The following is an 11,543-nucleotide window of genomic DNA, read 5'->3' on the forward strand; positions in this document are numbered from 1 at the left end:
CCCCTGTGGGAGCGAGCCTGCTCGCGAAAGCGCGGGTTCAGCCACACAGGAATGGGAACTCTGGAGAGACTGTTCGCGCAATCAGAAATCGCCGAAGATGCGCGACCGTTTCAAGAGAAATGACGCCTCCATGCGCGACGACTCCCACACGCAATTCTTCCGCTTCCAGACCCCTGATCCAGGTATCGGTCCGCGAGAGCAGGCCCCGATGCTTGCGCAGGAGCTGGCCTGGGCGCGGGACCGTGCGTCCATGCATGACTTCAGTTGGTTGGTCGTACTGCTGCCGCCATTGAGCATGGGCCTGGTGCTGCCGGGCGTGGTGTTCCTGGCGTGTCTGGGCCTGAGCCAGAAGTTGTTCGCACCGGACCTGGACGTTGATCGGATCGTCGGTGACTCCCTGGGCTGGCTGGCGCTGGCGACGCTGCTTTTCGTGGCGGGGTGGATATTGTCCAATTACCTGCGCGATTCGCGCGACCCGACCAAGCACTATTGGCAATCGATGCCCGATCAAGGGCTGGTCGAGCTTGAGCGTCATACGCTGATCTCGGCCATCAGTCTGTGGGCCAACGACTTTGATCCCGATTGCAGCAGCCTGATGGTATGGAAAAACGACAAGCTGGTGCGGGTGCAAAGCTCCGGCGTGTCGCAGTGGATCCTGGCCATGACCGAGGCCGGACACTGGTTGGTGCTCAAGGAGGAGTTTCCCGGCGATTTCTGCTACCGACGGGTAGGGCAGATGCCCGCGCCGGAGAAGCAGATGCAACCCCGGCAGCAACTGGCGATTGCCTTCGCTCCCGGCACCCAGTTGGCGCTTGGCCGGCGTTTCGACGGTGCGCCTTTGCCAATGACGCAGACGCCTTACTGGATGTCTGCCGATGAGATCAAGCGCCTCGCGGAGGTTGCCCATCACTGGATGTTTTTCCCGCCGGACCGTTATGCGGTGGTCAATGACAGGGACGCCGGCTGGGTACGACGCCTGGCGGACAAAGCCCTGGCCAGCGTCGAGAGCCAGGCTGTGCCACAGGGAAATTAGCCAGCCTCAACGCGTTTTGCTGCGCGCGACCCGCTTCATCACCACCACAAAAAACACCGGGACAAACACCACCGCCAGCGTGGCGCTGATCATCCCGCCGATCACGCCGGTACCAATCGCCTGCTGGCTCGCCGAGCTGGCTCCGGTGGCGATCGCCAGCGGGACCACGCCGAGGATGAACGCCAGCGAGGTCATGATGATCGGCCGCAGGCGCAGGCGCGCGGCCTGGAGCGTGGCGTCGAGCAGGTCATGGCCATCGTCATAGAGACTCTTGGCGAATTCGATGATCAGGATGGCGTTCTTCGCTGACAGGCCGATGATGGTAATCAGGCCGATCTTGAAGAACACATCGTTGGGCATGCCACGCAACGACACCGCCATTACGGCGCCGAGCACGCCCAGCGGCACCACCAGCAGCACCGAGGTCGGGATCGACCAGCTCTCGTACAGCGCCGCCAGGCACAGGAACACCACCAGCAGCGACAGGCCCAGCAGAATCGGCGCCTGGCTGCCGGACAAGCGCTCCTGCAGGGACAGGCCGGTCCATTCCTGGCCCATGCCCTTGGGCCCCTGGGCCACCAGCCGTTCGATCTCGGCCATGGCTTGCCCGGTGCTGTAGCCCGGCGCCGGCTCGCCGGAAATGCTCACCGCCGGGTAACCGTTGTAGCGAGTCAACTGCGCCGGCCCCTGGGTCCAGCGCGCTTGGACAAACGCCGACAGCGGCACCATCTTCCCGCTGCTGTTGCGTACGTGAATCTTCAGCAGGTCCTCGACCTGGCTGCGCTGGTCACCCTCGGCCTGCACCACCACCCGCTGCATGCGGCCCTGGTTCGGGAAGTCGTTGATGTAGGCTGAGCCCACCGCCGTGGACAACACGCTGCCCACGTCGGCAAAGGAGATGCCCAAGGCATTCGCCTGTTTCCGATCCACTTCCAGTTGCACCTGCGGCGCTTCCGCCAGGGCGCTTTCGCGCACGTTCATCAGCACCGGGCTTTTATCCGCGGCGGCGAGCAGATCGCTGCGGGCCTGCATCAGCGTGGCGTGGCCGAGGCCGCCGCGATCCTGCAAGCGGAACTCGAAGCCGCTGGAGGTGCCGAGGCCGTCCACCGGCGGTGGCAGCACGGAAAACACCATGGCGTCCTTGATGCCAGCGAAGGCCTGGTTGGCGCGATCGGCGATGGACGCTGCCGAATCGTCGCCACCGCGCTGCGACCAGTCCTTCAGGGTGGTGAACGCCAGGGCCGCATTCTGCCCGCTGCCGGAGAAGCTGAAACCGAGGATCACCGTGCTGTCGCCGACCCCAGGCTCGCCGGCGTTGTGCGCCTCGATCTGTTCCACCACCTGCACCGTACGATTCTTGCTGGCGCCCGGCGGCAGTTGGATGTCGGTGATGGTATAGCCCTGGTCTTCCACCGGAAGGAACGAGGAGGGCAGGCGGCTGAACAGCAGACCCATGCCCACCAGCAGCACGCCGTAAATCAGCAGATAGCGGCCGCTGCGTTTCATCGCGTAGGCGACCCAAGCCTGGTAGCGGTTGCCGAACCGGTCGAAGCCACGGTTGAACCAGCCAAAGAAACCGCGCTTGGCGTGGTGATCGCCTTGGGTGATCGGTTTGAGCAAGGTCGCGCAAAGCGCCGGGGTCAAGGTCAGCGCGAGAAAGGCCGAGAACAGGATCGACGTCGCCATCGACAGCGAGAACTGCTGGTAGATCACGCCCACCGAACCCTGCATGAACGCCATCGGAATGAACACCGCCACCAGCACCAGGGTGATGCCGATGATCGCCCCGGTGATCTGGCCCATGGCCTTGCGCGTCGCTTCCTTGGGCGACAGGCCTTCCTCGGCCATGATCCGCTCGACGTTTTCCACCACCACGATGGCATCGTCCACCAGGATGCCGATGGCCAGCACCATGCCGAACATGGTCAGTACGTTGATCGAGAACCCCAGCGCGAGCATGGTCGCGAAGGTGCCCATCAGCGCCACCGGCACGACGAGGGTGGGGATCAGCGTGTAGCGGATGTTCTGCAGGAACAGGAACATCACCGCGAACACCAGCAGCATCGCCTCGCCGAGGGTATAGACCACCTTGGTGATTGAGACCTTGACGAACGGCGACGTGTCGTAGGGAATCTTGTACTCCACGCCGGCCGGGAAGTAGCGCGACAACTCGTCCATTTTTGCGCGCACCAGGGTGGCGGTGTCCAGCGCGTTGGCGCCTGGCGACAGCTGCACGGCTACGGCAGTGGACGGCTTGCCGTTCAGGCGCGTGGAGAACTGGTATTCCTGGCTGCCGATTTCCACCCGCGCGACGTCGGCGATGCGCACCGTGGAGCCGTCGGGGTTGGCCTTGAGCACGATGTCGGCAAACTCTTGCGGGGTCGAGAGCTGGCCCTTGACGACAATGGTCGCGGTGATTTCCTGGGTGCTGCGGCTCGGCAGGTCGCCGAGGCTGCCGGCCGAGACCTGGGCGTTCTGCGCCACGATGGCAGCGTTGACGTCGGCCGGGGTCAGGTTGAAGCCCAGCAACTTCTGCGGGTCGATCCAGATCCGCATGGCTCGCTCGGCACCGTACAGCTGGGCCTTGCCGACACCGTCGAGGCGCTTGATCTCGTTCATCACGTTGCGCGCCAGGTAATCGCTGAGCGCCACGTCGTCGAGCTTGCCGTCGCTGGAGGTGAGGGTGATCAGCAGCAGGAAGCCGGCGGAAACCTTGTCCACCTGCAAGCCTTGCTGCGTGACCGCTTGCGGCAGGCGCGACTCCACGGCCTTGAGGCGGTTCTGCACGTCGACCTGGGCCAGTTCCGGGTTCGTTCCCGGTTGAAAGGTCGCGGTGATCGTCGCGCTGCCTAGGCTGCTCCGGGATTCGAAATACAACAGGTTGTCGGCGCCGTTGAGCTCCTCCTCGATCAGGCTGACCACGCTTTCGTCCACCGTCTGCGCCGAAGCGCCCGGGTACACCGCGTAGATCTCGATTTGCGGCGGAGCCACGACCGGGTATTGCGCCACCGGCAGTTGCGGAATGGCCAGGATCCCGGCCAGCAGGATGAACAGCGCAACCACCCAGGCGAAGACGGGGCGGTCGATGAAAAAATGCGGCATGGCTTAGTGTCCTGCCTGTGGCCCGGGAACCTGGGCGAGGGGGAGAGGGGCGTCGTCGACCTGGACCTGTTCGCCGGGACGGGCGTGCTGCTGGCCTTCGACGACGATGCGATCGCCCGGTTTCAAGCCCTGCGTGACGATCCAGCGATCGTTCTGCGCCGCGCCCAGTTGCACCGGCTGCTGACTGATCTTCTGCTCGGCGTCCAGCAGCAGCACCTGCGCGACGCCGGCGCTGTCGCGCAGGATCGCCCGTTGCGGCACGGTGATGCCCTGGCGGTTGACCGCCTGTTCCAGGCGCACGCGAATGAAGCTGCCGGGCAGCAGGTCGAGGTCGGGGTTGGGAAACTCGCTGCGCAGGGTGATCTGGCCGGTGCTCGGATCGACGCTGAGGTCGGTGAACAGCAACTTGCCCGGCAGCGGATAAGGGCTGCCGTCGTCCTGGATCAAGGTGGCCTTGGCCTGGCCCTGGCCGACGGCTTGCAGTTGCCCCGCACGGAACGCGCGACGCAGCTCATTGAGTTCGCGGGTCGATTGAGTGAGGTCGGCGTGGATCGGGTCCAATTGCTGGATCAGCGCCAGTGGCGTGCTTTCGTTCTGCCCCACCAGCGCGCCTTCCGTCACCAGGGCCCGGCCGATGCGCCCGGAAATCGGTGCGGTCACCGTGGCGTAGCCCAGGTTCAGCTTCGCCCGTTCAACGGCCGCCTTGTTGGCTGCGACGTCGGCTGCGGTCTGGCGCACGGCGGCGCGGGCATTGTCATATTCCTGGCCGCTGATCGCCTGGTCATCGATCAACTGGGCATAACGCTGCGCCTGCAACCGGGCCTGGAACGCATTGGCCTCGGCCTTGCGCAACGCCGCCTCGGCGCTGTCCAGGTCGGCCTTGAACGGCGCCGGGTCGATGCGAAACAACACGTCGCCCTGCTTGACGTCGCGGCCTTCTCGAAACACTCGCTGCAAGACCACGCCGGCTACCCGCGCACGGACTTCGGCCACCCGTGGCGCGGCGATACGGCCACTCAGTTCGTTGCTGATCGACAGTGGCCCGGCCTGGACGGTCTCGATACGCACGCTTGCCAGCGGTGCGGATTCTTCCGGGGGCGAGGCGCTGTCACAGCCGTTCAGCAACGCCCCGACCAACAGGCCCAGTGTGACGAAAGGAATCTTGGACATGGTGCTTCCCCAATATTGAACCGCCCATGGTAGGGACCGGAGCCAAGGTCAGGGGTGAAGCTTTGTAGGCGCTCTGTGAAATTGTGTAACCGCGCTGGATCCGAAATTGCTCCTCGATCGTTTCCACGCTCCGGCGCGGGAATGTCGCCAGGGCCGCTGCGCGTTCCACTTCTGGCAGGTGACGCAGGGCGTCACGGGATGCATTCCCGCGCAGAACGTGGGAACGATCAAAAAACAGCTATCTCGTAGACGCCGCTCCAGTTCCCTGCGCGTCGGCGACGCGGCGGGGACTGGCAGCATCACCGCATTGGCTGAGCAGTTTTGGGGCATCGCTTCGGATGCTGCCGTTTTGGGATAGCGGAGGGTTCTGGCGAGGGCATAGCATCGGTTCCAGCGTACAACCAGAACAATAAGCTTTTGGCGAACGGCGCCGTTGGCCGTCCCGAACCCGCAATACTGCCTCATACAATAAGGTCAAGAACAATGAGCGTATCTTTCCCGATCAATAGCTCGACGGAGTTGAAGCGCGGCGCCCTGGGTGTCGGCTTCATCATCTTCTTTGTGATTTCGGCGGCGAGCCCCCTGAGCGTGATCGCCGGCGGCTTTCCCATCGGCATCATGCTGGGCAACGGCGCCGGTACGCCCGCGCTGCTGCTTCTGGCGTTGTTGGTGTTGCTGGCCTTTTCGGCGGGATACACCGCCATGTCCCGGCACATGACCAACGCGGGCGGCTTCTACGCCTTTACCTCCCGTGGCCTTGGTGGCTTGGCGGGCGGGGCGGCGGGCGTGTTGGCGATGTTTGCCTACAACATTCTCCAGGTCGGCCTGTACGGGATGTTCGGCGGTGTGGTCAGCGGCACGATGGCCAGCATGTTCGGCCTCGAATTGCCGTGGTGGGCTTATTCGCTGCTGGCGATGGCGAGCGTTGCGATTCTCGGCTATCGCAAGATCGACCTGTCGGCCCGGGTGTTGTCGGTGGTGGTCATCGCCGAATACCTGGCGATCCTGACGCTGGACTTCGCCATGCTCAACTCCGGTGGCGACAGTGGCATCAATCTCGATTCTTTTGACCGCAGCCACGTATTCAGCGGCACGCCTTCAATCGGCCTGTTGTTCTGTTTTGCCGCGTTCATCGGCTTCGAGGCGACGACCATCTACGGCGAGGAGGCGAGGAACCCGCAGCGCACGATTCCCATTGCCACCTACGCGTCGGTGCTGTTGATCGGTGGTTTTTATGCGCTGTCGGTCTGGGCCATGGTCATCGGCGTCGGGGCCGACAAGATCGTCCCGACCCTGCAGGCGCTGCAGGATCCGACCACGTTCATCTACGGCCTGTCCGATCATTTTGTCGGCCCGCAGCTGACCCAGGTCATCCGCGTGCTGTTCATGGTCAGCATCTACGCCGGGCTGCTGGCGTTCCACAATGCCGCGGCGCGTTACTTCTACGCCATCGGCCGGGACGGGCTGCTGCATAGCCGGTTGGGGACGACCCATCGCGTACACCAGAGTCCATACATGGGCTCGGTCCTGCAAAGCCTGATTGCCGCGGTGGTGGTGCTGATTTTCGCCGCGCTGGACGCCGACCCGATCCTGCAACTGTTCGCCTGGTTCTCCAACCTGGCCACCCTCTGCGTCATCCTGCTCATGGCGCTCACTTCGGCTGCGGTGCTGGTCTATTTCCGCAAACACCCGGAACTGAAACTCGGGCTGTGGCGCGGTCGAATCCTTCCCGGCTTTTCATGCCTGGCGTTACTCGCGGTGCTGGCCCTTGCCGTGCTGCATTTCGATGTGCTGACCGGCGCGAGCCAGCTCTTGTCCTACGGCCTGTGCGCCGTCATTCCCGTCGCGCTGATCGTCGGCGTGTTCCTCGCCGCCCGACTGCGCAAGGTCGCGCCCGAGCGATACAGCGCACTGGGTAGCCACAAGCTCTAGGGCGCCAACCCGGCAACGCCAGTCACCCAGAAAACCCGTTCGCTGCCGTTCCGCACGGTCCGGCAGTGCGTGAAAGGAAGGTTCCATGCACGATTATCAAATGCTTATCAATGGGCTCCCGGTCAACGGTGAAAATGGCCACTTCGATGTGCTCAATCCGGCCACCGGTACCGCGTTCGCCCGTTGCCCGGCCGGGTCCCTGGCGCAGTTGGACCTTGCTGTCGAAGCGGCGCAGTCGGCCTTCATCGAATGGCGCCACAGCAGCCACGATGACCGCCGCCGACGCTTGCTCGATATCGCCGATGATATCGAGCAGGAGGCCGACGCATTGGCCCGGCTCATCGTCCTGGAGCAGGGCAAGCCGCTGGCGCTGGCGTTCTCCGAAGTCATGGGCGCGGCGGCCTGGACCCGCTATGCCGCCGAGCAGCAGATTCCCGTCGAACTGGTGGAAGAGACCCCGACCCAGCGCATCGAGCTGCATCGCAAACCCTTGGGCGTGGTGGCCTCGATCACACCGTGGAACTGGCCGTTCATGATCGCCGTCTGGCACATCATGCCGGCGTTGCGGGCTGGCAACTGCGTGATCAGCAAGCCTTCAAGCCTGACACCCTTGAGCACCCTGCGCCTGGTGGAAATCATCGCCGGTCATGTGCCTCATGGCGTGATCAGTGTGGTGACCGGTGAACAAGGTTTCGGCAGCGCGATCACCGCTCACGCCGGTATTCAGAAGATTGTCTTCACCGGCTCGACCGCCACCGGCCAGAGTGTGATGCGCGGCGCCGCCGCCAACCTCAAGCGCCTGACCCTGGAGCTGGGCGGCAACGATGCTGCGATCGTGCTGCCCGGCACGCCGGTCGGGGCGGTGGCCGAGGATATTTTCCAGGCGGCCTTCCTCAACATGGGCCAGACCTGCGCCGCCCTCAAGCGTTTGTACGTCCATCAGTCCCAATACGAGGCCTTTGCCGATGCGTTGACGCGCATTGCGGCGCGCCAGGTAGTGGGCGATGGCCTGGAGCCCGAGGTGACCTTCGGCCCGGTGCAGAACGCTGAACAATTGGCGCTGGTGGAGGCGCTGGTAGCCGACGCCCGTGGCCATGGCGCGCGGGTGCTGTGTGGCGGCGCGCGACTGGACCGGCCGGGCTTCTTCTACCCGCCAACCCTGGTCGCCGACGTCACCGATGGCCATCGCCTGGTGGACGAGGAACAGTTTGGCCCGGTGTTGCCATTGATCGCCTATCAGGACGTCGAGGATGTCCTGCGCCGCGCCAATGCCGGCGACATGGGCTTGGGTGGCTCGGTCTGGGGCAGCGATATCGAGCAGGCCCAGGCATTGGCCAGTCGCCTCGAAAGCGGCGTGGCCTGGGTCAACTGCCACGCGCAGATCCAGCCGAATACGCCGTTTGGCGGCAGCAAGATGTCCGGGTTCGGCGTCGAGTTCGGCCTTGAAGGGTTGCTGGAATTCACCGGCCAGCAACTGCTGTACGTACGCAAGCGTGAAACACAGTGAGGACTGCAACCATGTACGAGCACTACAAGACAGCGCAAAAGAAATTCTGGCACCCGATGAGTTCATCGGCCCCCGCGAACCGCTCGAAGACCTTGGTCATTGCCCGGGGCGATGGCAACTACATCACCGACATCGAAGGCCATCGCATGCTCGACGGTGTCGGCGGCTTGTGGAACGTGAACGTCGGCCATAACCGTGCTTCGGTGAAGGCGGCCATCGCCGCGCAGATGGATGAGCTGGCGTATTACCAGACCTTCGACGGCATCGCGCATCCTCGGGTGTTCGATCTGGCCGAGCGGCTGACGTCGATGTTTGCCGAGGAAAACATGGAGCGGGTGCTGTTCAGTTCCGGTGGTTCCGACGCAGTCGAGACGGCGCTGAAAATGGCCCGCCAATACTGGATCGCCAGCGGCGAGCCCGGACGCACGCGTTTTCTGTCGTTGCGCAACGGTTACCACGGCGTGCACATGGGCGGCACCTCGGTGGGTGGCAACGGCGTCTATCACTACAACCACGGCCCGCTGTTGGCCGGCTGCCATTTGCTCGACACGCCCTGGCTGTACCGCAACCCCTGGGAGTGCCGCGACCCGCAGGAGCTCACCGCCCACTGCATTCGTCAGTTGGAGGACCAGATCGCCTTGCTCGGTGCGCAGACCATCGCCGCGCTGATCGCCGAGCCAGTGCAGGGCGCCGGCGGCGTGATCGTCCCTCCGGCCAACTACTGGAAGAGCCTGCGCGAGGTGTGCGATCGCCACGGCATCCTGCTGATCGCCGATGAAGTGGTAACCGGCTTCGGCCGCACCGGCTGCATGCTCGGCAGTCGTGGCTGGGGCGTCGCGCCAGACGTACTGTGCCTGGCCAAGGGCATCACGGCCGGCTACGTGCCCATGGGCGCCACCGTGTTCAACCGGCGTATCGTCGAGGCGATCGAGAACGGGCCGGGTTTCAGCAGCGTGATCATGCATGGCTACACCTACAGCGGACACCCGACCGCTTGCGCCGCGGCTTTGGCGGTGCTGGACATCGTCGAGGCTGAAGATTTGCCGCGCAACGCCGGCAATGTCGGCGCCCAGTTGCTGGAGCAACTGCAACCGTTGGCTGAACGTCACGCGGTGGTCGGCGAAGCGCGCGGCAAGGGCTTGATGATCGCCCTCGACCTGGTGGCGGACAAGGCCACCCGTGAACCGCTGGACCCGGCCACCGGGCTGGCCTCGCGCATCGCCGAGCATGCGCGCCGCGCCGGCGTGCTGGTGCGCCCGATCGGTAACAAGATCGTCCTCTCGCCACCGCTGACCCTCACCTCCGATGAGGCCGGCTTGATGGTCGACGCGCTGGATGACGCGCTCGCCAGCTGCCGCTGACCCGACCCACCGGCGTAGCGTGCTGCGCCGGCTCCGCAAATAAAAAAGCAGCCTGCAAAGGCGCACCACAAGGAGCTCAGCCATGCGGTCCCTAGCGCGTATGGAATTTTTCGGCAGTGGTCTTGCCTGCACGCTGGCGCTCTGCGCCGCGAGCCAGGTCCAGGCCTATGAGCTGTATGCCGATGACGACACGCACCTCAACGCCGACATGCTCGCGGTGTTCGGCCATTTCAACAGCCGCAAGAATTACGATGGCAGGCCCGGCGGTTCTACCTGGCGTGAGGGTTTCATCAAGTACGGATTAAGCGGCGACCAGGGCCTGGCCGGTCATGGCACCGCCTACGGCGCGTTCAACCTGGTCAGTTCGGCCACCTGGGGCGATGGTGACGCGGCCGGCAATACGCTGGGCAGCGAGCGCACGACGAAGATCGAAGATGCTTACCTGGGCTGGCGCTCCGCCGACCTGTTCCCGGTGCTGGGACGGGACGGCATCGATATCTCGGGCGGCCGCCAAGTGGTCAAGCTGGGCCGGGGATTCCTCATCAACGATGACGGACCTAACCTGGGCAAAGGCCCGGCGGACGGGCGTCTGAACCGTGGTGGCGCCTATTACCTGGCTGCCCGGCATGCGTTTGACCAAACCGCCGTGTTGCGCCTGGGTGGGCAGGATGGGCTGCACGGCAGCGTGCTGTGGCTCAAGTCCGACAACCGTGCCCAGGCTGAAACCGAATTGGCCGCCGGCACGCTGGACTACACCACCCAGGCCGGTACGTTGGGGCTGACCTGGGTGCATGGCCTGGACGTGAACGACCGCTGGGCCAGTGATTTCCAGCGGCAGCGCAAGGGCATGGACGTCTACAGTATTCGCGGCGAGGGCAATGTCGGCATCGAGAACGCCAGCCTGGCCTTCGAATACGCCTGGCAAGACAAGGACGCCGGCCCGCAGAGCGCCTGGTACGCCGAGGCCGGCTACACCTTTGCCGATATCGCCTGGACGCCGAAGCTGACCTACCGCTACACCCGTTATTCGCAGAAATGGGACTCGCTGTTCACCGGCCAGAGCACCGGTTATGGCACCTGGTTCCAGGGCGAAGTCGCGGGGAACTATGCCGGCCCGTTCAACAGCAATACCGGCATCCACCATCTCGGGCTGACCGCCGGGCCATTGGAGAACCTGACCCTTGGTGCGTTGTACTTCGACTTCAACACGGTGCGTAAGGACAACGCCCTGAACCTGGATGCCCGGGAGCTGGATCTGTACGCCGAGTGGGCGGTGAACGAGCACCTGATCATTACGCCGCTGGTAGGCCTCTACAAACCGGATCGGGATGCGACGACAGGGGGCAATCAAGTGGCGGGCAATGGCACCAATGTTTATAGCCAGGTGACAGTGGCTGTGCCGTTTTGAGGCAGGGGCTGTTCGCTAAACCCTGTGGCG

At 64.3% G+C, this 11,543-nt stretch carries 8 protein-coding genes; 6 read left to right on the forward strand and 2 right to left on the reverse strand.

Annotated elements, in window-relative coordinates; genetic code table 11:
• Positions 1-130: 130 nt before the first annotated feature.
• Positions 131-1,033, forward strand: a complete 903-nt coding sequence (locus tag ACE04F_RS02020) for a hypothetical protein (RefSeq protein ID WP_486104401.1) — start codon at positions 131-133, stop codon at positions 1,031-1,033.
• Between the two features lie 6 nt (positions 1,034-1,039).
• Here the strand turns inward: ACE04F_RS02020 and ACE04F_RS02025 are convergent, their stop codons facing one another.
• Entirely contained in the window at positions 1,040-4,135 is a 3,096-nt protein-coding gene (locus ACE04F_RS02025) for a multidrug efflux RND transporter permease subunit (protein ID WP_486104403.1), read from the reverse strand.
• A gap of 3 nt (positions 4,136-4,138) precedes the next feature.
• A complete protein-coding gene (locus ACE04F_RS02030) occupies positions 4,139-5,305 on the reverse strand; it encodes an efflux RND transporter periplasmic adaptor subunit (RefSeq protein ID WP_486104405.1) in 1,167 nt (388 codons plus the stop codon).
• Between the two features lie 106 nt (positions 5,306-5,411).
• On the opposite strand from ACE04F_RS02030, the gene ACE04F_RS02035 reads away from it, so the two are divergent.
• The 5 genes from ACE04F_RS02035 to ACE04F_RS02055 all read left to right on the forward strand — a co-directional run bounded on the left by ACE04F_RS02035 (position 5,412) and on the right by ACE04F_RS02055 (position 11,513).
• The gene (locus ACE04F_RS02035) at positions 5,412-5,663 is read left to right on the forward strand and encodes a hypothetical protein (protein WP_486104407.1); all 252 of its coding nucleotides are present in this window, start codon (positions 5,412-5,414) and stop codon (positions 5,661-5,663) included.
• Between the two features lie 125 nt (positions 5,664-5,788).
• Positions 5,789-7,237, forward strand: a complete 1,449-nt coding sequence (locus tag ACE04F_RS02040; protein ID WP_486104409.1) for an APC family permease — start codon at positions 5,789-5,791, stop codon at positions 7,235-7,237.
• Positions 7,238-7,322: 85 nt separating this feature from the next.
• On the forward strand, positions 7,323-8,744 hold the full coding sequence (locus tag ACE04F_RS02045; RefSeq protein WP_486104411.1) for an aldehyde dehydrogenase family protein: 1,422 nt from the start codon (positions 7,323-7,325) through the stop codon (positions 8,742-8,744).
• An 11-nt stretch (positions 8,745-8,755) separates the two neighbouring features.
• Positions 8,756-10,105 (forward strand): aminotransferase class III-fold pyridoxal phosphate-dependent enzyme, encoded by a 1,350-nt coding sequence (locus ACE04F_RS02050; protein WP_486104413.1) that lies wholly within the window; start codon positions 8,756-8,758, stop codon positions 10,103-10,105.
• A gap of 82 nt (positions 10,106-10,187) precedes the next feature.
• Positions 10,188-11,513: an alginate export family protein gene (locus tag ACE04F_RS02055; RefSeq protein ID WP_486104415.1), complete on the forward strand. Its 1,326-nt coding sequence runs from the start codon at positions 10,188-10,190 to the stop codon at positions 11,511-11,513.
• Positions 11,514-11,543: the final 30 nt, after the last annotated feature.

It is taken from the genome of Pseudomonas sp. AGC41 (assembly GCF_057334555.1).

Coding starts and splice junctions, on each gene's coding strand:
- ACE04F_RS02020 (WP_486104401.1), top strand. CDS start 131: ATGCGCGACGACTCCCACACGCAATTCTTCCGCTTCCAGACCCCTGAT.
- ACE04F_RS02025 (WP_486104403.1), bottom strand. CDS start 4,135: ATGCCGCATTTTTTCATCGACCGCCCCGTCTTCGCCTGGGTGGTTGCG.
- ACE04F_RS02030 (WP_486104405.1), bottom strand. CDS start 5,305: ATGTCCAAGATTCCTTTCGTCACACTGGGCCTGTTGGTCGGGGCGTTG.
- ACE04F_RS02040 (WP_486104409.1), top strand. CDS start 5,789: ATGAGCGTATCTTTCCCGATCAATAGCTCGACGGAGTTGAAGCGCGGC.
- ACE04F_RS02045 (WP_486104411.1), top strand. CDS start 7,323: ATGCACGATTATCAAATGCTTATCAATGGGCTCCCGGTCAACGGTGAA.
- ACE04F_RS02050 (WP_486104413.1), top strand. CDS start 8,756: ATGTACGAGCACTACAAGACAGCGCAAAAGAAATTCTGGCACCCGATG.
- ACE04F_RS02055 (WP_486104415.1), top strand. CDS start 10,188: ATGCGGTCCCTAGCGCGTATGGAATTTTTCGGCAGTGGTCTTGCCTGC.